We start from the raw sequence: 21,217 nt of genomic DNA, 5'->3' as shown, positions 1-21,217 counted from the left end.
CGCCCCGCCCCGCCCCGCGTAATCCCCGTGATCTGAACAACAGCGGAGACGACAGTGGCCTTTGACCTTTCCCGATCAGCCCCGCAACGCATTGCCATCATCGGAGGCGGCATCTCGGGCCTGTCCTCGGCCTGGCTGCTGTCCGGTCACCACGATGTCACCCTGTACGAATCCAGCCCCCGTATCGGCGGGCACGCGCGCACCGTGGTGGCCGGCAAACGCGGGGATCAGCCCGTGGACACGGGCTTTATCGTGTTCAACTACGCCAATTATCCGCATCTGACCGGGCTGTTTCGCGATCTGGACGTGCCGGTGGAACGCAGCAACATGTCCTTTGGCGTGTCCTTGAACGGAGGGCGGCTGGAATACGCGCTGCGCTCGGGCAATGCGCTGTTCGGGCAGCGGCGCAATCTGCTGTCGCCGGGCCATTACCGGATGATCCGCGATGTGCTGAAATTCAACGCTCAGGCCGATGCCGCCGCCGAGGGCCAGCCCGACCTGACCATCGACGCGCTGCTAGGCCGGCTGGGTCTGGGCCGCAGGTTCCGCGATTGCTATCTGTTTCCGATCTGCGGCGCGATCTGGTCCACCCCTGCCAGCGGGATCGGCCATTTCCCAGCCGAGGCGCTGATCCGTTTCATGCGCAATCACGCGCTGATGAGCGCAGGCGGACAGCACCAATGGTGGACGGTTTCTGGCGGCAGCGCATCCTATGTCAGCCGTCTGGTGGCGGCGCTGGGGGATCGGGGCGTGGCCCTGCGCCCCGGCAGCCCCGTGCAGTCCGTCCTGCGCACCGACGAGCAGGTCACGATCCACGCGCAGGGGGCCGAGCCGCAAATCTTCGATCAGGTGATCTTTGCCTGTCATGCCGATCAGGCGCTGGCCTTGCTGGCCGATCCCAGCCGCGCCGAGACCGCCAGCCTGGGCGCGATCCGGTTTCAGGACAATCACACCGTGCTGCACCGCGATCCCAGCTTCATGCCGCGCCGCCGCCGCTGCTGGAGCGCCTGGGTCTATCGCACCGAAACCGCCGTTCCAGACCGCGCCGTGGGCATCACCTATTGGATGAACCGGCTACAGAATATCCCCGAAGACGACCCGCTGTTCGTTACGCTGAATCCCGCGCGGCCGATCCGTGACGCGGATGTCTACGATCAGGTGAATTTCCGCCATCCCGTGTTCGATCACGCCGCCCTGCGCGCCCAGCAGGAAATCGCGGCCATGCAGGGCACTCGGCGCAGCTGGTTCGCCGGAGCCTGGCTGCGCAACGGGTTCCACGAGGACGGGTTTGCCAGCGCTCACCGCATCGCGCGCCAGCTTCTGCCACAAGAGGCTCCGGTATGAACCAGCCCGCCCCCCTGGCAGATCGCCTGCGCGCCGGAGAGATCCTGCACCTGCCCGCCCGCGTCACTCATGCCCGCCGAGGCGCGGTGAAACATGCCTTCCGCTATGGCGTGGATTACGTGCTGCTGTGCCCCGAAACCGCCCGGCCTGGGGCGTTGTTCGGGCGCAACCGATGGAATCTCTTTGCCGTGCATGACCGCGATCACGGTGGCCCGCGCGCACACGGGCGGGGCGCGCAATGGGCCTGGGATCAGCTGGACCGGGCGGGGCTGAAACGCACGCCTGAAATGGTGCTGGCACTGATGACGCAGCCCCGGTTTCTGGGCTATGGGTTCAATCCGGTCAGCTTCTGGATGCTGCTGGAGCGCGACAGCCTGCGCGCCGTCATCGCCGAGGTGAACAACACCTTCGGTCAGCGCCACAGCTACTTATGTGCCGCGCCCGGATTTGCCGCGCTCCACGCCGCCGATACCATCAATGCGCAGAAGGTGTTTCACGTCTCGCCCTTTCAGGATGTGGCCGGATCCTATGCCTTTCGGTTCGATCTGACGGGGCAAAGCGCGGCGATCCTGATCCGGCAGACGGATGGGCCGAACGGGCTGATCGCCACGATGAAAGCCCCCCTGCGCCGCCTTGGTGCCGCATCCTTGCTGGCAGCCGCCCTGCGCCGCCCCGGCGGGGCGCTGCGCGTCGTGGCGCTGATTTACTGGCACGCGCTCAGGCTCAGGCTCAAGGGTCTGCGCTATCGCCCCCTTCCCCCTGCCCCAAATCAGGAGATCACCCGATGAAGTCCCCCATCAGCAACGCGATGAAGTTCCGGTTCCTGCAAACGCTTGAGCAGCTGACCCACGGGCAATTGCACCTGACCACCCCCGAGGGCACGCGCCATCGGTTCGGCCAGTCGGGCCCCCAGGCGCAGATCACCATCAACGACTGGGCGCTGCTGCCCGCCCTGCTGACACGCGGGGACGTGGGCTTTGGCGAGGGGTATATCACCGGCCAATGGCAGACCGAGGGGCTGGAACAGCTGCTAACCCTGGCCCTGCGCAACATCGACACATTGCACGGTTTCGGCCGCCCCGGACGCCTGTCCGCACTTAGGTTTCGGCTGACGGACCGGCTGCTGCGCGCCAATTCGCTGCGCGGGGCGTCTCGGAATATCCGGGCGCATTATGATGTGGGAAACGAGTTTTATCAGCTCTGGCTGGATCCGGGCATGACCTATTCCTCGGCGCTGTTTACCGAAGGCGAGACCGATCTGGAGCGCGCCCAGACGCGCAAGAACGACCGGATCCTGTCGCGCCTGTCGGGCGGGGAAACGGTGCTGGAAATCGGCTGCGGCTGGGGCGGGTTCGCCGAGCGCGCCGCCCAGCAGGGACGCTTTGTGACCGGGCTGACGCTCAGCCCCGCGCAGAAGGGCTATGCCGATGCGCGGCTGGACGGGCGCGCGCATATCCGGCTTCAGGATTACCGCAATTCCAGCGGGCGCTATGACAATATCGTCTCGGTCGAAATGATCGAGGCCGTGGGCGAACGCTACTGGCCCACCTATTTCGAAACCGTGAAATCCCGTCTGGCCCCCGGTGGGCGCGCGATGATTCAGGCGATCACGGTGCCGGATGCGGAATTCTCGGTCTATCGGGGGCGGTCGGACTTTATCCGCCAGCATATTTTCCCCGGCGGCATGTTGCTGTGTGACGCCATCATCGCCCATCAGGCTGCCCAGGCCGGTCTGGTCGTGCAGGACAGTTTTGCCTTCGGGCAGGACTATGCGCGCACCTGCCGCATCTGGGCGCAGCGGATGCGCGATCAGGCCCCGCGCATTCGCAAACAGGGCTATGACGATGCGTTCCTGCGCGGCTGGCAATTCTATCTTGAAGGCTGCGCCGCCGCCTTTGCCACCGGGCGCACGGATGTGGTGCAAGTCCAGCTGGCCCACGCAGAACCGGCCGCTCTGGCCGCCTAAGACGCGGCCCCGAAGGCCTGGGGCAAGACCCACGCGCGATCCGGCGGCGCCTGCGCCACACGCACCGGACAATCATAAACCTCGGTCAGGATACGGTCGTGCATGACCTGTCCGGGGGCCCCCTGCGCAACGATTTTCCCCTGTTTCATCAAGATCATACGATCCGCGACCATGGTGGACAGGTTCAGATCGTGCATCACCGCCACCACGCCGCCCCCCGTCTGGGCAAAGGCGCGCATGATCTGCATCACCTCTAGCTGGTGGCCGATGTCCAGGCTGGCAACGGGTTCGTCCAGAAACAGCCAGGTGCCGGGGCCGCCGTGCCAGATTTGCGCGCGCACACGGGCCAGATGCACCCGCGCCATCTGCCCGCCAGACAGATCCTGCACCGGCCGATCGGCAAAATCCTGCATCCTGACCTCGGCCAGCGCGGCGTGCACGATCCCGGCCTGATCCGCATTCACCCCCGCGCGCAGCCCCAGACGCACGACCTCGGCCACGGTAAAGGGAAAGGCCACGGCCGTGGACTGCGGCAGAACCCCGCGCAGGGCGGCCAGTTCCCAGGCTTTGGCCGCGCGGATCTCGTGCTGCTCCAGCCGGATCGAGCCGCCATAGGGCAGCTCTCCGGCGATGGCGCGCAACAGGGTGGATTTCCCCGACCCATTGGGCCCCAAAATCACCGAGACCTGCCCCGCAGGCACAGCCATGTTCAGATCGTGCAGAATGTTCTGACCGCCCAGATCGACGGTCAGGTTTTCGATGGTCAGCATGATCTAGATCCCCCCGAAACTACGGCGACGCAGCAGGATCCACAGGAACACGGGCGCGCCCAGAAAAGCGGTTACAATGCCTATCGGCAGCTCGGCCGGAGCCAGGATCAGCCGCGCGATCATATCCGCCCCCACCAGCAGGGCCGCCCCCAAAATCGCCGCATCCACCAGCAGTCTTTCATGATCGGGACCGGCGCAGATCCGCAGCAAATGCGGCACAATGATCCCGACAAAGCCAATCACCCCCGCCATCGCCACCGAGGCCCCGGCCAGCACCGCAACCCCCAGAATCGCCAGACGTTTCAACCTTTGAATATCCGTGCCCATATGCGCGGCGGCGGCCTCGCCCAGGGTCAGCGCGTTCAGCCCGCGCGCCAGCCGGGGCACCAACAGCAGCGTCGGCAGGATCAGCAGCGCGCCCACGGTCAGTTTGCTCCAGTTTGCGCCGGCCAGCGATCCCATCTGCCAATAGGTCAGATCGCGCAATTGCTGATCGTCCGCCATATAGACCAGCACTCCGGTGGCTGCCGCCGCCAGCGCCGACAGAGCGATCCCCGCCAGCAGCAGCACCACAACCGAGGTCTGCCCCCCGCGCGTGGCAATCCGGTACAGCACAACGACAGCGCCCCAGGCCCCCAGAAAGGCCGCGACGGGGACGATATATTGCCCCAGCGACAACAGGGCCGCCGGCAGCATCCCCCCCAGCACGATGGCGGATACGGCTCCGAATGCGGCGCCGGTGCTGACACCCACGATGCCGGGGTCGGCCAGCGGGTTGCGGAACAACCCCTGCATCACCGCGCCGCTGACCGCCAGGGCCGCCCCCACCAGCAGCCCCATCGCCAGACGCGGCAGGCGGATATTCATCAGAACAACGTGATCGCGCGCGCTGATCCCCGCGCCCGACAGGTAATCGCCCAACATCGTCAGCGGCGACACTCCCGACGCCCCGGTCGAGACCGAGCCGATCATCGCCACCACCAGCAGCGCCAGCAGCACCAGCCGCAAGGAGGCACGCCCCCCAAGGGGCACGGAACAGGCGGTATCGCTCATGGCTCAGCTATCCGCCGCGCCATAGAGTGCGCGATTCAGCGCCAGCGCCCCCTGAGGCGTCCGCGGACCGAAGCCCAGCAGCAGCATTCCGTCCAGGCGCTGAATATCGCCGTTCATGGCCGCCGGAGTTGCCGACAGCGCCGGATGCGAGCGAATATCCTCGGGAGTGATTGCCAGATGTCCCCGCCGGTCCATCATCAAGATTACATCGGGGGCGGCCTGAAGCACGGCCTCGTCCGTCATCTGTTTATATCCGTGAAAGCCCTGGGCGGCATTCACCCCCCCGGCCAGCTGGATGATCGCCTCGGCCGACGAGCCCGCGCCCCCGGCCATCACCCGCCCCCCTTGCAAGGACAGCACAAACAGCACCCGTTTGGGGGTCTGGACCTGCGCGGCGGCGCGGCGAACCTCGGCCATGCGGGCCTCGAATTCTGCGGTCAGCGCAACCGCCTCGGCCTCGCGGCCCAGCACATGCCCGACCAGCGCGATTTTCTGCGTCACGCCCTCGGGCGTCAGTTTTTCGGGCAGCGCGACATAGCCAACGCCGGTTTCCTGAAGCACCTCGATGGCCTCGGCGGGGCCGGCGGTGGCCTCGGCCAGGATCAGATCGGGGCCAAGCGACAGCACGCTTTCGGGGGACAGCGCCCGCACATAGCCCACGTCCGGCAGTTCCAGCACCTGCGCCGGATAGGTCGAGGTCGAATCCCGCCCCACCAGCAGATCGCCCGCCCCCAGGGCCACGACGATCTCGGTCACTGCGCCGCCCAGGGACACCACCCGCTGCGGAGAATCGGCAAGGGCCGGCGTCGCCAGCAACGCCGCCGCTGCAATCAAAGCACGGATCATTGCGCACCCTCCAGACCCGGCAAGCCGGCAACCATGGCGTTGAATTCCGCGATGCCCCCATCCCGGCGCGAGCCAAAGATTTGCAGGATCAGCCCGCCTTTGGCGTCAAAGGCCTCGACACTGATGGCGGGGCCTTGCTTGGTGGGTTTTTCAACCAGCCAGACCTCGGCAATATGATCGCCGCGCAGGTGCAGGTTAAAACGCGGGTCCAGCACGTTGATCCAGGGGCCCATCGGTTTGACCGTTTCGATCGTGCCGCCGTGGATCTCGATACAGCCCATGTTCCCCACAAAGATCATCACCGGAATCGCCTGCGCGGCGGCCTGTTCCAGCAAGCCGTTCACCGCGCCAGGTTGCAGGGCCCGCACATAGGGTGCCCCCGCCATACGGTAAGCGCCCAGGCGGTTCATCTTCAGCTTGGCCGTCAGGCGCAGGAACTGGTGCGTGTCGGTCAGCCTGTCCCATTCGGCGCGCAGGGTGTCGGCCTTTGCGGGATCGCCCTTGGCGGCCTCGACGGGGGCGCGGGGCTCCAGCAAGATCACGTCGGACTGATCGTCCAGTTTCAGCGCCTCGACCAGACGGTCAAAGGCGGGCACATCGGATTCGGGCTTCAGGTGGATTTTATGCACCGCATCGCCCGCCGCGTCGAACACCTGAATCGAGCGTTTATCCCCATCGCTCACGGCAAAGGCCGACACCCAATGGCGGGCAAAAAACCGCAGGTCGATCTCTTTGCCCAGCACCATCTGGGCGTGACCGCCCGAGTGATAATCCTCGTACACCCCGCGCCGTTCGATCACGCAGCTTTCGTTGCGGGTCAGCGCCATCACATCGCCCAATTGGCCGACCAGAGGCATCAGATCGTCGGGATGCGCCTGGATTCGCGTGGCGTTATGCCCGACCTGCGCGGCCACCAGCTCGGCCTCGGCCAGGTTGTACTGATGCGAAAAATCCCGCGCGCGCAGGTTCGGCGCCTCTTCGCGCAGCGCGCGTATCTGAGCGGGAGTCATCGGGGATTGGGGGCCAGAGCCATCGGCAGCCATATCGTTCTCCTTTAGGGAAGGGCAACGCATGTCTGGCGCAGGACGAATCCCTGGCTGGGCGCTATGTGTGTCGGGTTTATCCGCCGCAGGATGCCCTAAGGGCCGGACAGATTATACTTGACTTGTTTTGTCGGGATATATACCGACCCGCCCAGAGAGATCAAGACAGATTCTGCCGCCAGCCCTGTGCCAGCCCTCTTGCAGAGCACACGAAGGGTATAACTATGGCAACTCGAAACTCGGCCGCACGTCAGCGGCTATGGGGCAGCGTCACGGCCGTGGCTTTGGCCGCCGCCCTGCCCGCACCGGCAATCGCTCAGGACACACAAGACAGCGGCTTCACCATGCTGGGCCGGATGATCTTTGGCTGGGGCACCCCCAAAGTGGCAATCGACACACCGCAGGCGGTGACAGTCGTCGAACAAGAAGACCTGGACCGCGAGCAGCCCCGCGCCATTGGCGATCTGTTCGCCAATGTGCCGGGGGTCCAGGCCGCCGGGGCCTCGGCGCGGGCTTTGGGGCAAGCGTTCAACATTCGCGGCATCGGCAACGCTGAACAGGCCGGCAGCCAGAACCGGATCATCGTTACCGTGGACGGCGCGGTGAAGTTCTTTGAACAATACCGGACGGGCTCGTTCTTTGGCGATCCCGAGCTGTATAAGCGGGTCGAGGTTCTGCGCGGGCCGGCCTCGTCCACCATGTACGGCACGGGGGCCATCGGCGGTGTGGTGAATTTCACCACCAAGGATGCCGCCGATTTCCTGCCCGAAGGCGCCAGCACCACCGTCAAAGGGAAGCTGAGCTATGACAGCAACGGCGGGGGTAAGATCGGCTCGCTGACCTTTGCGCAGAAATTCGGGGAAAACGCCGACGTGCTGGCCAGCATCACGCGCGGCACCAGCGGTACGAAACAGGACGGCGCGGGCGTGGATCTGGCCGGCACCGAAAGCGAGCGCTGGTCTGGCCTGCTGAAGGGCAACTATTACTTTGGCACGCAGAACGATCAGCGCCTGACGCTGAGCCTGTCGCGCACCGATAGCGATCTGGAGGACGCCGCCGTCGCGCAGACCGGGGGCGCGGTGGCCAGCTTCTTCGGCACCGCCGATCTGCACGCCATCGACGACACCGCCACGCTGACCTATGCCCACGAAGGCGCGGGCACCCCGTGGCTGGATCTGACGGCGCAGCTTAGCTATTCGAAAACCTCGACCGAGCGCAGCGATTTTTCCCTGGGGTTCTACTGTATGCCTGGCCGTTTCGCCGTTCTGTGCGACAACGAGGTCTATTATGAAACCCTGTCGGCCAAGCTGGAAAACACCATCGAGTTCAGCCAGGGCGCCTGGGAAAACTACCTGACGCTGGGCGCGCAGGTGTCCTCGCAGGATCGTTATGCGATGTCCAGCGTGGGCGCTTTGGGCTTCCACCCCGGCGGGACCGAGAAAAAGGCTGGCGTCTATCTGCAAGGCGAATTCATCTGGAATGACCGGCTGACCATCACGCCCGGAATGCGGTTCGATCACGTCAGGCAAACCCCCGATGCCGATGCCTTGGCCAATGGCGGGGACACCGTAACCGACACCGCCAGCTCGGCCTCGATCGCGGCGATCTATAAGCTGAACGACAGCGTCAGCGTCTTTGGCTCGCTGGCGCGCACCGAACGGATGCCGACACTGGACGAGCTATACTCCAGCGATGGCGTGGGCGCGGCGGGCCGGACCCCCAGCCTGTCCCTGGACAAGGAAAAGGCCCGCACGATCGAGCTGGGCCTGGCCTATAACGGCCGCGATGTCTGGGCCACTGGCGACAGCCTGACCGCCAAGGCCACCCTGTTCCACAACGATATGAAAGACCTGATCGCGGCGAATGCCTCGGGGTCGGCGGATGTGCCCTATTTCTACAACGTGGACCGGGCCGAGATCTGGGGCGCCGAGCTGGAAGCCGCCTATGAGGCCGAACGCTGGTTCGCGCAGCTGGCCTATTCCAACGTCAAATCGCGCGACAAATCCACCGATCTGACATTGGCCGACACCCCCGCACAGAACATCGCGCTGACCCTGGGGGCCAAATTCCCGGTGCAGGGCGTGCGCGCGGGCTGGCGGGTGCAGGCCTATGACGACATCACCACCTCGTCTTCGACGACCTCGGGCGATGGCTATGTGCTGCATGACGTTTTTGTCAGCTGGCAGCCGCAGGAAGGCACCTGGAAAGGCGTGGAACTGGGCCTGACGGTCGAGAACCTGTTCGACAAGGAATACCGCAACAACCTGTCGCTGGATAACGGGCTGGGCCGGAATGTCAAAGTCACGCTGGCAAAGGCTGTGTCATGGTAAGGGGGGCGCTCCTTGCCGCATGGATGGGGGGCGCTTTGGCGTCCCCCGTTGTTGCCTCGGACGCGCGGCTAAGCCTGACCCTGGCCGGGGCCGCCCCCGCCGAAGGGGCCTGCCGGCTAAGCTTTCTGGCCGAAAACCAGATCGGCACGGATCTGGACGCGATGGTACTGGAGGCGGTGATCTTCACCGCAAGCGGCACTGTGGACCGGCTGCTTTTGCTGGATTTCCGCACCCTGCCGCAGGGCAAACCGCGCGTGCGTCAGTTTGATCTGCCGGGGACGGACTGCGCCTCGGTCGGGCAGATCCTGATCAATGGCGCTCATGCCTGTCAGGGGGCCGAGCTGGCTGAAAACGCCTGTATGGGCGCGCTTGTCCCCGCCTCACGCGTGGACGGAATCGAGGTGACGGGATGACATTCTGGCTACAGTCCGCGCATGATGCGCTGATGGAATTTATCGCCCTTGGCGGCTGGGTCGTTGGGCTGTTGCTGGCGGTATCGGTGCTGGCGGGCGCGGCCATTCTGTGGAAACTGTGGCATCTGTGGGCGCTGCGGATCGGCGCGCATAAACGGCTTGAGCGCGCCCTGACCCTGTGGGGGCAAAATCAGCCCCAACAGGCGCAATCGCAACTGGCAAACGCGCGCAATACGCTGGAAAAACTGGCGCTGCGCGGCATGAAAGCCGCCGATCCCTCTCCGTTGAAATCGCGCCTGATGACCGAGGCCGAGGCCCACACAGCGCGCGCCGAAACCGGGCTGCGCCTGCTGGATGCGATCGCGCAGACCGCCCCGCTGCTGGGGCTGTTCGGCACCGTTCTGGGCATGATCCAGGCCTTCCAGACCCTGCAAACCGGCGGCGCGCATGTGGATCCGGCGCAACTGGCCGGCGGCATCTGGGTGGCGCTGCTGACCACCGCGATGGGGCTGGGCGTGGCCATGCCTGTTTCGCTGTTCCTGTCCTGGGCCGAGAGCCGCCTGGCGCGCGAATCCCAGGCCGCCGCGCTGATGGTCGAAACCCTGTGCAGCCCCGCCATCCCGCCCGAGTCCTGACCCATGGCCTTTCGCCGGCGCCGCCTGTCCATGACCTCTTTGATCGACGTGATTTTCCTGCTGCTGATGTTTTTCATGCTGGCCTCTACGTTCACGCGAACGGTTGATCTGCCCCTGACCGCCAGCCAGGCCGCTGGCGGTGGTTTCGCGGACAGCCGGATCGTATTCCTGCGCCTTTCGCCTGAGCAGATCAGCCTGAACGGGCGCGCTGTGCCCCTGGCCCAGTTGCCCCAGCGCATTCAGGATCTGGGCGGCCCCGAGCCGAAGGTGCTGATCTCTTTGTCCGGCCCTGTCACCAGCCAGGCACTGGCCTCGCTGCTGGCGCAGCTACAGGCGGTTCCGGGCATTGGCCTACAGGTGCTTGGCTAAGATGAAACCTTTTCGCCGCAAAGCCTCGGAGCCGACGATCACCTTGATAAACGTGGTGTTTTTGCTGCTTGCGTTCTTTATCGTCGCGGGCACGATCGCGGATCGTCCGCCAGCGGATGTGCGGCTGATCAGCCTCCCCGAGGGCCCCTCGACCCCCTTGGAAAACATCGTTCTTCTGCGCGCGGATGGCCGGGTGGAATGGCCCGTCGGGCACTCCGCCGCCAGCTATCTGGCGCAACGCTCGGGTCAGGGCGCGGTGCGGATTCTGGCGGATCGAGACGCACCCGCGGCGGCCCTGGTGGCAACGGCGCAGACGCTGGCCAAACAGGGCGCCAAGGAAATCCGCCTGATTGCCGAGAGGCTTCCACAATGAGCGCAAGAGCTGCGAAAACCTGGGCGCTGGCGGCTGTTCTGCTGTCGGGGGCCGTGCACGCGGCGGTGCTGGTGGGGATGTCCGGCCCATCGTTTCAGATGCCCGCGGGCGGAGAAGAGGCCCCGCCCGAAATCCCGCTGCTGGGGAATGATTTTGCGGATCTGGCGGCGGGCGTGGCCAGCCCCGTATCGCCGCAGGCCCCGCGTGCCCAGCCCGCTGATGTGGCCTCGCCCGTCCGGCCTCGGGCCGCGCAGACCTCTGCGGTTTCGGCCCCTCTGCGGCCGGCGACGGCCAGCACCGCGCCCCTGTCAGACACACCGCCCCCAACCGCCGCGACGCCGCCCAGCCCGCAAAAGCTGACCGCCGCACAGCCCCCCAGCACCCGCCCGCCAAAGACCCGGCCAGCCGTGGCGCAGGGGAATGCGCAGCGCAATGCGGTGCGCGGTAATGCGGATGGGCAGAACGCCCGGAAAAACACGAAAGTCAGCGGGCAGACGCCCAAGCAGCCGCCCTCGGCCAAGCCCCGGTCGCAGCAATCCATGGCCAGTTACGGCGCCTCCGTGGTGCGGAAAATCCGGTCAATCCGCAAAAAACGCGTGAAGGGACGCGGCAAGGTGCTGGTGGGGTTCGAAATCGCCCCCTCCGGAGGCCTGCGCTCGGTTCGGGTGGTGCGCAGCTCGGGCTCGGACGTGCTGGACCGCGCGGCGCTGGATCACATCCGCCGCGCGGCCCCTTTTGCTCCCCCGCCCAAAGGAAAGGCGAGGTTCTCGTTTGAATTCGTGAACCGTTAGGCCAGATCGAAGCGATCTGCGTTCATCACCTTGGCCCAGGCGGCCACGAAGTCCGTCACGAATTTCTGCGCGTTATCGTCCTGGGCATAGACCTCGGCATAGGAGCGCAGGATCGAGTTCGACCCGAACACCAGATCCACGCGGGTGGCTGTCCATTTCACATCGCCGGACGCGCGGTCCTGGATATGATAGATGCCATCGCCCGCCGGAACCCATTTATAGGCCATATCGGTCAGGTTGACGAAGAAATCGGTGCTCAGCGCGCCCGGAGTGTCAGTGAACACCCCATGGGACGTCCCGCCGTGGTTGGTGCCCATTACGCGCATTCCGCCGATCAGGCAGGTCATTTCCGGCGCGGTCAGCCCCATCAATTGAGCACGGTCCAGCAGCAGTTCCTCGCCCGAGACAACATAGTCCTGTTTCTGCCAGTTGCGGAAACCATCGGCCAGCGGCTCCAGCACAGAGAACGAATCCGCATCCGTCATCTCATCGGTGGCGTCGCCGCGACCGGGCGCAAAGGGCACATCCACGTCGAAACCGGCGGCTTTGGCGGCCTGTTCGACCCCCAGATTACCGGCCAGCACGATCACATCGGCCACGCTGGCCCCGTGTTTGGCCGCGATCGGTTCCAGCACGGACAGGACATGCGCCAGACGGGTGGGCTCGTTCCCGGCCCAGTCCTTTTGCGGCGCCAGACGGATCCGCGCGCCATTGGCACCCCCCCGCATATCCGAGCCACGATAGGTGCGCGCGCTGTCCCAGGCGGTGCTGACCATCTCGGACAGGCTCAGGCCCGCAGCGGCAATATCCGCCTTCACCGCAGACACATCATAGCCCGTGGCCCCTGCCGGAACAGGATCCTGCCAGATCAGATCTTCGGCCGGCACATCGGGGCCGATATAGCGGGTTTTGGGCCCCATATCGCGGTGAGTCAGCTTGAACCAGGCGCGGGCGAACGTGTCGTTGAAATAGGCCGGATCGGCCATGAATTTCTGACAGATCGCGTTATAGACCGGGTCCACTTTCATCGCCATATCCGCATCCGTCATCATCGGATTGTGGCGCTTGGACGGGTCCGAAGCATCGACGGGTTTGTCCGCTTCCTTGATGTCCACGGGCTCCCACTGCCAGGCCCCGGCGGGGGATTTGCGCAATTCCCATTCGTGGCCGAACAGCATGTCGAAATAGCCCATGTCAAAGACCGTCGGCTCAGAGGTCCAGGCGCCCTCGATCCCCGAGGTCACCGCCTGGCTGGCCTTGCCGCCCATGTTCGGATTGTCCCAGCCAAAGCCCTGCGCCTCGATTCCGGCGCCTTCGGGATCCGGCCCCAGGGCCCCCGCATCGCCGTTCCCATGCGCCTTACCCACGGTGTGGCCACCGATGGTCAGCGCGGCGGTTTCTTCGTCGTTCATCGCCATGCGGGCAAAGGTTTCGCGGACCTGCGCGGCGGTTTTAACCGGATCGGGCTGGCCGTTGACGCCTTCGGGGTTCACATAGATCAGGCCCATCTGCACGGCCGCCAGCGGGTTTTCCAGCGTGTCGGGCTTGGACACATCGGTATAGCGCGTGTCCGAGGGCGGCAGCCAGTCCTGCTCGGCGCCCCAGTAGATGTCGGTTTCCGGGTGCCAGATGTCAGGGCGGCCAAAGGCAAAGCCAAAGGTCTCCAGCCCCATGGTTTCATAGGCCATGTTACCCGCCAGGATCATCAGGTCGGCCCAGCTGACCGCGTTGCCGTATTTCTTCTTGATCGGCCACAGCAGGCGGCGCGCTTTGTCCAGGCTGGCATTGTCGGGCCAGGAATTCAGCGGCGCAAACCGCTGGTTGCCGGTGCCGCCACCGCCGCGCCCATCGGCCAGACGGTACGTCCCGGCCGAGTGCCACGCCATCCGGATCATCAGCCCGCCATAGTGCCCCCAATCGGCCGGCCACCAGTCCTGACTGTCGGTCATCAGCGCCTTCAGATCGGTCTTCAGCGCCTCGACATCCAGCGATTTCACCGCCTCTCGATAGTCGAAATCGGCGCCCATCGGGTCTGTTTTACTGTCGTGCTGGTGCAGGATGTCCAGCTTCAAAGATTGCGGCCACCAGCTGGTCACCGAGCCCCCCGACATCGTGTTCCCACCATGCATGACCGGGCATTTGCCGGTCTCGTTAATATCATTTCCGTCCATGTCACTCTCCGCTTTTGACGAGCAGGGTTTGCCCTGTGCATGACTATGGGTAGCAAGAGTTTGGAATAATTCAAAATTGGACTTTTTGTAATATTTGATAATTTTTACTTATAACATATCCAATCCCCGTCCATTCCGATGCCAGGCCACACGAATTCCCCCGCCAGATCGGCCTTGCGCATTGACCGGCCCGGCCCGGCTGGGCAAAAAAGATCAGCATTTTAAGATCCAGGTTTTGCAATGACGGATTGGGACGGCTTCCTGACAGCGCTAGAATCGCGCGGCTCTGCGCCCGCATTGATCGAGGCAGACGGCCAGGTCACCCAGGCCGCCGCGCTTGCGCTCGGGGTCCGTCAGATCACCCATCGGGCCAATGCGCTCAGGCTGGCGGGCCGCCGCGTGGCGCTGATTCTGCCCGACCGGCTGGAGGCCGCAGCGCTGATTCTGAGCCTGACGCAGGTCTGCTCGGTTCTGCCGCTGAACCCCGCTTTGCCAAAGGCCGAGTTGCGGCGGCAATTGCAGGACGCGCAGGCCGATTTGCTGCTCTTTCATTCCGATTTTCAGACCCTGGCCCGCGATCTGGGGATTCCGGCGGCTCCGGTGGACGATGGCCTGCCAGATTCGCTGTTTCTGCCCCCCGCAAAGGCCGATGTCCCGCCCGGCCTGGTGCTGACGACCTCGGGCTCGACCGGGCAGCCCAAACGGGTGCCCCTAAGCGCGCAGGCGTTGATGGGCTCGGCCCGCAATATCGCCCGAACGCTGGAACTGGGGCCAGAGGATCGCGCCATTTCGGCCCTGCCCGTGTTCCATATCGGCGCCCTGGTGGATCTGTTGCTGGCGCCCTTGCTGGCGGGCGGATCGGTCTGTGCCAGCGCGGGCAAAACCCCGGCCGATCTGCAAAACGCGGTTCTGAACGGGCGCGGCACCTGGCTGCAACTGGTACCCACGATGCTGGCGCGCTGCCTGTCGGACTGGGATTCGCACACCGGGGCGCGGATCGGCGCGCAGCTTAGCTTTGTTCGTATGGTTTCGGCCGATCTGTCCCCCGAAATGCAGGCCAAAGCCGAGAGTTTCTTGGCCGGAACCCCGCTGATCCAGATGTATGGGATGACTGAAACCGCCGGGCAGATTGCCTCGAACCCGCGCCCACCGGGCGCGCGCGTGCCCGGCTCGGTCGGGCGGGCGGCGGGGGCCGAGCTGGCCATTCTGGACGCAAACGGCACCCCCGTCCCCGAGGGCGAAATCTGCGTGCGCGGGCCCAGCGTGATGGCCGGCTACGAGGGCACCGATACCCCCCGCCACGGCCCCTGGCTGCGGACCGGCGACACCGGCCGGCTGGACGCGGCGGGCCGGCTGTTCCTGACTGGCCGGCTCAAAGAGATCATCAATCGCGGAGGTGAGAAAATCTCGCCTCTCACGGTAGAGCGGGCCGCTCTGCGCCTGCCCGGCGTCACCCAGGCCGTGGCCTATGCCCTGCCGCATAAAACCCTGGGCCAGCATGTCGGGCTAAGCGTCACCGCGCCGGGGCTGACCGAGGCCGACATCCTGCGCCACCTGTCGCAAGAGCTGGCCGAATTCGAACGTCCCCGGCAGGTGCGCCTTCTGAACGATCTGCCCCGGCTGGGCTCAGGCAAGGTGGACCGTCTGGCGCTGGCGCAGATGGAAACAAACCCCACGCTGCCGCCCCCCGCGCCGCTGACGGGCACCGCGAAAACCGTGTCCCGCGTCTGGGCCCGGACGCTGGACGGCGCGGCCCCATCCACAGACAGCGATTTCTTTGACGATGGCGGCGACAGCCTGTCGGCCACGGAATTCCTGCTCGCGCTGGAAAAGGCATTGGGGCGCCCGCTGCCGCCGAACCTGCTGTTCGATGCTCCGCGCTTTGGGGATCTGGTCACCCGGCTGGACAGCCACCCCGCCCCGCAAAAGGCCAGACACCCGGCTGAACGCTTCATTCTGGCCGCTACCTCGGCCTGGCCCGGCACGCGCGCAGGCCCCAACGGTCTGTTGATCCTGCGCAATGCGGATGCCCCCGGAGTGCCGGTTTTCTTCGGTGTCAATGACCGCGCTCAGGCGGATCGGCTCAGCCAGACGCTGGGCGCGGATCGCCCGTTCTATATCCTGCGCTCGCTGCTGCATGGGGGGCGCGCAAAGCTGGGCGGCGAGGCCCGGATCGCCAGGCTGATCGCCAGGGACATCCAGGCCCTGCACCCCCAGGGCCGTCTGGTTCTGGGCGGGTTCTGCGAAGGGGCGGGGCTCATGCACCGCGTCGCCGGACTGCTGGGCAGGCAGGGGCGCACACCCGATCTGTTCCTGTCGGTCGATTGGGAAATCCCGCATCAGACGCCGCTGCCGATGGTCTTTATCTGGACGAATTCGCGCTGGTTTTCCCCCTTTGGGCGGTTCGACCGGCCCGGTCGCGCCCTGCATGATGCCTATCCGAACGGAGCCATCATGCATCATATCCCGCAAGATCACGAACAGGCCATGACCCCCAGGGCCTTTGCCCCGGTGGCGGCAAAGCTGCGGCCCTTTCTCGACGGGCGCAGGCCGCCGCGCTTTCCCAAACGCGAGGACATTCTCCAGCCCGCGCGCGAGGCCCGCTGGCGGGGCCACATCCGCCTGCGCAGCCGTCTGCCGCGCGTTCTGACGGCTGGCTCCACCTACGAGCTGCCAGTCACCGCCACCAACCGCAGCCCGGTTCCCTGGCCGGCCAGCGACACATCCGCCCTGGGCTGCGCCGTGGCCTTTATCGGGCCCCGCTTGCTGTGGCGCGGCCCGCGTTATCCCTGGTATCGGCGCGTTTTTGGCCCGCGTCAGGCGATCAGCCGGTTCCCCACGGCTCTGGCTTCGGGGGGGTGTCAGGATCTGACGCTGCTGGCCCGCGCGCCCCATCGTCCCGGCTGGTATCTGATGCGTATTTCCCTGCTTGAGGACGGATTCAAATATTTCCTGAACGGTCGCCGCACGGGCATTTACCGTCTGGTCCGGGTGGTCAAGCCAGACTGACCCGCATCGCCACAGGCCAGCGGTGGCCGAACCGCGCGTGACAGTGCACGGGGCCCTGATCCACGCGCATAGCCCCCGCCGCGCGCAACGCCTTCAGCATGGCAGAGATCTGCAACAGCCCCAGTTGCGCCCCGATGCAGCGATGCCGCCCACGCCCGAACAGCAGCGGTTCTTCGCCCGTCCGGTTCGGATCGAAACGCAGCGGATCGGGATGCGCCATCGGGTCCAGATTGGCCGCGCCAAGCGCCAGAAACACCGGCGCGCCCTCGGCCAGATCAACCCCATGCAGCGTCATTGGCGTACGGGTCACCCGCGCGATCACCTGCGCCGGAGAGGCAAGGCGCAGGGACTCGGACACCAGCGCCTGAACCGGGCTGTCCGGGGCAATCCGATCCGCATGGCGCAGGGTCAGATCCAGCGCCGTGGCAATCCCGGCCTCGATGTTTTCCACCCCATCGGCCAGCACAAGCAGGGCATTGTCCAGCAGCGCATTCTCCGTCACGCCTGCGCCGCGCAGATGCGCCAGAAAACTGCCCGAGGGGGGCTGCTCCGCCGCCGCAGACAGGGCCGCGCGGGCGCTCTCCAGCGCGGTATTCACCTGGCCGAAGCGCGCGCGATCCGTGATCGGCGCAAACAGGTGGAAAAACCCCTGTGTGGCCTGTTTGATCATCACGCGATCCTCTGGCAGGCCAATGAACCGCGCCATCACCGCACAGGCAAAGGGCTGGGCCAGATGCTCAATCAGATCGAAGCGCTGCCCGGCCAGCGCCGCAACGCGGGCCTCGGCCAGTTCCGGCACCCAGGTTTCCGCCCCCTTAAAGGCCGCATGAAACGCCCCCGACACCGCCTGCCGCGCGGGGACATGTTCGGGTTTATCCAGAAAGGGCGGAATATGCGCGGCCACGGCGGCAGCGGTGCTTTTGCCGCGGTTGCGCGCCGCCAGAACCGAAAACCGCGACGGCTGATTGCCCAGAGCCGGATTACCGAAGGCCTGCACAATATCCGCGTGGCGCGTCAGCACATACCCCCCCGAGGCCACCTGGGCCAGGGGCTGATTTTCCCGCAGCCAGGCCCAGACCGGCGCGGGATCGGCCCACATCGCCGCATCCGCCAGATCGACCGGCAGCTGCGGCGCGTTATTTCGGGCCGAACCGCTGAACCAGCTTCGCCATTTCTTCATTATTTCTGTCCAGATGTTCACGGATGATGGCGCGTTCGTCCGGGCTCAGCGCCGCGCCCGCCGCAAATTTCGCCAGGATTTCAGGTCGGTAATAGCGCACCGCCGCCGACAGGGTGAACACTTCCTCGGTCATGTCGGCGGTGGTCGAGGGCGAGCACATATCCGCGATATTGTCTGAGCCCAGACGGATCGGCACCCCGGCCTCGGCCAGTTCCAGCACCCGCGGGATCGAGTTATACATAGGCGTCGCAATCGCCCGCAGCTGCCGCATTCCGATTGCGGCAGACGGGCAGCAGATCACCCCGATATTCAGCGCCAGCATATCCTGAACGAAGCGTTCCCAGCGGGGCTCGTCATAGGTGGAGGGCGAGATCATATGCACCGTCCACACCAAAGGCTGCCCGTCTGCCCCCTCTAACCGGCCGGTTTCGCGCTGCATGACTTTGATCAGGCGTTCGGTCCCGTCCTCGCCGGGCGAGTTGATCTGATCGGTGTGCACATGCAGGAATTTACCCGTGCGTTTCACCAGATCCAGCATCCGCACGCAATGTTCCTCGAACCCGATATTGTCGGGGTAATCCAGCACGTCGTCGGCCTCGGGCAGGGAACCGATGAAATCGGCCATTTGCACGCCCTGCTCGAAGATGCGCCAGCGCTCGGGCTCGCTGTTGCGGAACCCCAAAGGCGTATAGGCGGCGCAGCGGATCTGAATCTGATCGCGGACCTCAGCGGCCAGGTCCATCAATTGAGACAGCGCATGGGTGCCCACCCTGTCGGCCGTGCAATCCACCATCGTGTCGGCCAGACGCGTGTTGGCCGCTACCATCACATCAATCGTTTCACGCGCGCGGCGATCCAGATCGGGGGGATCATAGGCCGGCCCCTCGTGCACCGTGCGGATCAGCGCGTGTTTTTTCTGGAGCGAAATATGCGAGCTTTCCAGCACATGGACCCGCCCGTGATCCACATAGCCATCGGCCAGCGTGTTGGCCCGGTCCAGGTGAATATGCGCGTTATGCATTCCCCCCAAGGCCGCAATCTGGACCTGAAGGTCCGTATAAAAAGGCGATTTCATCATGAAGTCTTTGCTATAAAATCCGTATCGTCCCCGCGATGATAGCCACAGAACACCCAATAGCGCAATTTCCCCGAGCCCCTCCGCGCCCCTCTGGTGAATTTTACCTCTCTTTGCCCGGTTCCAGCGCTAGCTCGCCGCCGCACAGTCGAAAATCACCACCTCGCGTTCCAGAAACAGCGGCTTGCTGGGGGCGAAGGCCTGCACCATGGCGCAGTCTTTCTCCATCCGTTGAAAAAAGGCGCGGCGGATTTCGGGCTCGGATGAATAGGCATAGGTCTGGAAATCCAGCACGGAAAACACGCTGAACCCTTGCTCCAGCCAATAATCCAGCTGCCATTCCTCTTTTTGCAGGGGCCAGGCGTGGGCCTTGACCTCATAGTCAATGGCGTTCTCGTCCACGTTTTCCAGCCCGTACATCACGCCGGGCATGTTGACGAAATACACCGCCCCCTGCGCCGAGTGCAGGATCAACCGTTCAGAGGCCATGTCCGGCAGATCCACGTTATATTTGCGGGCCAGACGCGCCATCCGGTCCAGCTCGAAGCCCTGCGCCTCTTTTTGTTGCGGGATCGTCAGCGCCATCGAGGTCAGCACCTTGCGATCCGGATAGCGGGCCTGCAAATACCCCCCCACCGCCTGCTGAATGGGCTGGGCGGCCGCCTGTTTCAGCACCACATAGGTGCCATAGGTGCTAAGCATCAGGCCCACGCTGAACACCCCCGCCGCCAGCACGCGGCGCAGGACGGCAGGCTGTTCGGTCAGCTCGATCAGCAGTAACCCTGCGAGCAGCAGGAAACCGGCAAAATTGGCGATCCACAGGTGCTCGGGCTGGCGCGGGCCGGCCATCAGCGCCACGGCCACCGTGCCAATCGCCAAAGACAGCCACACCGTCCACAGCGCCCCGCGCAAGGGCCGCCCGCGCGTGCGCCACAGCATCAAGGGCGTTAGAACCGCACCCACCGTCATCGCCGGGTTCATGCCGAAAACGATTTCAATCGCCCGGTGCAGCAATGTGATCGGCCCGGCCTGCGGGCCCTCGGCGCCCGTGCGCAGGGACATCACCGCCTGAATGCGCTGGTAATCCAGAAAGTTCCGGAAATCCATCAGCAGGCCGATGTTCAGCACCGGCCACAGCACCAGCACCACCAACACAGCCCGCCCGAACGAGCGCAGCGCGGGGCGCGCCCCTTCGGCCTGTATCAGCAGCCCCAGCAGCCCCAGCCCCATCGGCGCCAGAATGAACACCGCCGAATGCTTGAAGCTAAGCGTCAGCACCACAAAAAGCCCCAGCGCCCAGTCCCAGCGCCGATGGCCCTGCACCCGCATCAAGAGCGCCCAGATCACCGCAACCAGAGCCGTTGCCAGCCCGGTATCGCCCTTGGCGATATGCGCCATGAACACGCCCAGCGGAAACAGAACCGCGACCAGAGCCACAATCACGCTGCGCCCCCGGTCCAGCCCCACGGCGCGAGCCACGCCATAAAACAGCGGCGCCAGCAGCGCGCCCGTCAGCGCCGTCACCATCCGGGCCGTCACGTAAAACACGGTAGGATCGGCGAAATACTGCGCCCGGAATTCCCCGGCCCCGCCCCACCAATCGGCCACCCGCCCGACCGCAAACAGCCCGGCCAGCGCCACCGCATTCAGATAGTTGATGAAAGGCGGATAGAAATGCTGCCCCGGCACCAGCTGGCCGGTCAGCACCTTGGCGGCCTCGTTTATGCGTTCGTCCCCATGGAAATACCCATAGTCCGCCGCAAAAAACCGCACCCCAAAGGCCACAAAAAACAGAAGAAAGCACAATGCCGCCGAAGTTTTGTCAAATCTGCTCGTATAACTCACCGGG

At 65.1% G+C, this 21,217-nt stretch carries 18 protein-coding genes; 10 read left to right on the top strand and 8 right to left on the bottom strand.

Annotated features, from left to right (window positions below):
* Positions 1 to 54 precede the first annotated feature (54 nt).
* The 3 genes from ACP15O_RS08650 to ACP15O_RS08640 are packed head-to-tail and all read left to right on the top strand — an operon-like array spanning position 55 to position 3,310.
* A complete protein-coding gene (locus ACP15O_RS08650) occupies positions 55 to 1,344 on the top strand; it encodes an NAD(P)/FAD-dependent oxidoreductase (protein WP_425095676.1) in 1,290 nt (429 codons plus the stop codon).
* Positions 1,341 to 2,132, top strand: a complete 792-nt coding sequence (locus ACP15O_RS08645) for a DUF1365 domain-containing protein (RefSeq protein WP_425095675.1) — start codon at positions 1,341 to 1,343, stop codon at positions 2,130 to 2,132. The genes ACP15O_RS08650 and ACP15O_RS08645 overlap by 4 nt, the downstream gene beginning before the upstream one ends.
* Positions 2,129 to 3,310 carry a class I SAM-dependent methyltransferase gene (locus ACP15O_RS08640; RefSeq protein ID WP_425095674.1) on the top strand — a complete coding sequence of 394 codons (1,182 nt, stop codon included), beginning with the start codon at positions 2,129 to 2,131 and terminating at the stop codon, positions 3,308 to 3,310. The genes ACP15O_RS08645 and ACP15O_RS08640 overlap by 4 nt, the downstream gene beginning before the upstream one ends.
* On the opposite strand, the gene ACP15O_RS08635 is transcribed toward ACP15O_RS08640, so the two are convergent.
* The 4 genes from ACP15O_RS08635 to ACP15O_RS08620 are packed head-to-tail and all read right to left on the bottom strand — an operon-like array spanning position 3,307 to position 7,022.
* The gene (locus tag ACP15O_RS08635; RefSeq protein WP_425095673.1) at positions 3,307 to 4,080 is read right to left on the bottom strand and encodes a heme ABC transporter ATP-binding protein; all 774 of its coding nucleotides are present in this window, start codon (positions 4,078 to 4,080) and stop codon (positions 3,307 to 3,309) included. The genes ACP15O_RS08640 and ACP15O_RS08635 overlap by 4 nt on opposite strands.
* Positions 4,081 to 4,083: 3 nt before the next feature.
* A complete protein-coding gene (locus ACP15O_RS08630; protein ID WP_425095672.1) occupies positions 4,084 to 5,133 on the bottom strand; it encodes a FecCD family ABC transporter permease in 1,050 nt (349 codons plus the stop codon).
* A gap of 3 nt (positions 5,134 to 5,136) precedes the next feature.
* On the bottom strand, positions 5,137 to 5,979 hold the full coding sequence (locus ACP15O_RS08625) for a heme/hemin ABC transporter substrate-binding protein (protein WP_425095671.1): 843 nt from the start codon (positions 5,977 to 5,979) through the stop codon (positions 5,137 to 5,139).
* The gene (locus ACP15O_RS08620; RefSeq protein WP_425095670.1) at positions 5,976 to 7,022 is read right to left on the bottom strand and encodes a hemin-degrading factor; all 1,047 of its coding nucleotides are present in this window, start codon (positions 7,020 to 7,022) and stop codon (positions 5,976 to 5,978) included. The genes ACP15O_RS08625 and ACP15O_RS08620 overlap by 4 nt, the downstream gene beginning before the upstream one ends.
* A 224-nt stretch (positions 7,023 to 7,246) precedes the next feature.
* Here ACP15O_RS08620 and ACP15O_RS08615 point away from each other — a divergent pair, with 224 nt between their 5' ends.
* The 6 genes from ACP15O_RS08615 to tolA are packed head-to-tail and all read left to right on the top strand — an operon-like array spanning position 7,247 to position 11,933.
* On the top strand, positions 7,247 to 9,352 hold the full coding sequence (locus tag ACP15O_RS08615) for a TonB-dependent receptor domain-containing protein (protein ID WP_425095669.1): 2,106 nt from the start codon (positions 7,247 to 7,249) through the stop codon (positions 9,350 to 9,352).
* Between the two features lie 35 nt (positions 9,353 to 9,387).
* Entirely contained in the window at positions 9,388 to 9,765 is a 378-nt protein-coding gene (locus ACP15O_RS08610) for a hypothetical protein (protein WP_425095668.1), read from the top strand.
* Positions 9,762 to 10,400 (top strand): MotA/TolQ/ExbB proton channel family protein, encoded by a 639-nt coding sequence (locus ACP15O_RS08605; RefSeq protein WP_425095667.1) that lies wholly within the window; start codon positions 9,762 to 9,764, stop codon positions 10,398 to 10,400. The genes ACP15O_RS08610 and ACP15O_RS08605 overlap by 4 nt, the downstream gene beginning before the upstream one ends.
* A gap of 3 nt (positions 10,401 to 10,403) precedes the next feature.
* Positions 10,404 to 10,769, top strand: a complete 366-nt coding sequence (locus ACP15O_RS08600) for an ExbD/TolR family protein (RefSeq protein ID WP_425095666.1) — start codon at positions 10,404 to 10,406, stop codon at positions 10,767 to 10,769.
* A gap of 1 nt (position 10,770) precedes the next feature.
* A complete protein-coding gene (locus tag ACP15O_RS08595; RefSeq protein ID WP_425095665.1) occupies positions 10,771 to 11,142 on the top strand; it encodes an ExbD/TolR family protein in 372 nt (123 codons plus the stop codon).
* Entirely contained in the window at positions 11,139 to 11,933 is a 795-nt protein-coding gene (tolA, locus tag ACP15O_RS08590; protein WP_425095664.1) for a cell envelope integrity protein TolA, read from the top strand. The genes ACP15O_RS08595 and tolA overlap by 4 nt, the downstream gene beginning before the upstream one ends.
* Here the strand turns inward: tolA and katG are convergent.
* Positions 11,930 to 14,104, bottom strand: coding sequence for a catalase/peroxidase HPI (katG, locus tag ACP15O_RS08585; RefSeq protein ID WP_425095663.1), 2,175 nt, complete (start codon positions 14,102 to 14,104; stop codon positions 11,930 to 11,932). The genes tolA and katG overlap by 4 nt on opposite strands.
* A 240-nt stretch (positions 14,105 to 14,344) precedes the next feature.
* On the opposite strand from katG, the gene ACP15O_RS08580 reads away from it, so the two are divergent.
* Positions 14,345 to 17,113, top strand: coding sequence for a non-ribosomal peptide synthetase (locus tag ACP15O_RS08580; protein WP_425095662.1), 2,769 nt, complete (start codon positions 14,345 to 14,347; stop codon positions 17,111 to 17,113).
* Here the strand turns inward: ACP15O_RS08580 and ACP15O_RS08575 are convergent.
* The 3 genes from ACP15O_RS08575 to ACP15O_RS08565 form a co-directional block, all read right to left on the bottom strand.
* Entirely contained in the window at positions 17,100 to 18,293 is a 1,194-nt protein-coding gene (locus ACP15O_RS08575) for a cytochrome P450 (protein ID WP_425095661.1), read from the bottom strand. The two genes, ACP15O_RS08580 and ACP15O_RS08575, sit on opposite strands and share 14 nt — an antisense overlap.
* Positions 18,250 to 19,368 carry an amidohydrolase family protein gene (locus tag ACP15O_RS08570; RefSeq protein WP_425095659.1) on the bottom strand — a complete coding sequence of 373 codons (1,119 nt, stop codon included), beginning with the start codon at positions 19,366 to 19,368 and terminating at the stop codon, positions 18,250 to 18,252. Before ACP15O_RS08570 ends, ACP15O_RS08575 begins: the two co-directional genes overlap by 44 nt.
* A 129-nt stretch (positions 19,369 to 19,497) precedes the next feature.
* Positions 19,498 to 21,213 (bottom strand): ArnT family glycosyltransferase, encoded by a 1,716-nt coding sequence (locus ACP15O_RS08565; RefSeq protein WP_425095657.1) that lies wholly within the window; start codon positions 21,211 to 21,213, stop codon positions 19,498 to 19,500.
* Positions 21,214 to 21,217 lie beyond the last annotated feature (4 nt).

It is taken from the genome of Youngimonas ophiurae (nom. illeg.), assembly GCF_049803795.1.
Lineage (GTDB): Bacteria > Pseudomonadota > Alphaproteobacteria > Rhodobacterales > Rhodobacteraceae > Thalassobius.
This window is presented reverse-complemented; position numbering and strand designations above follow the sequence as displayed.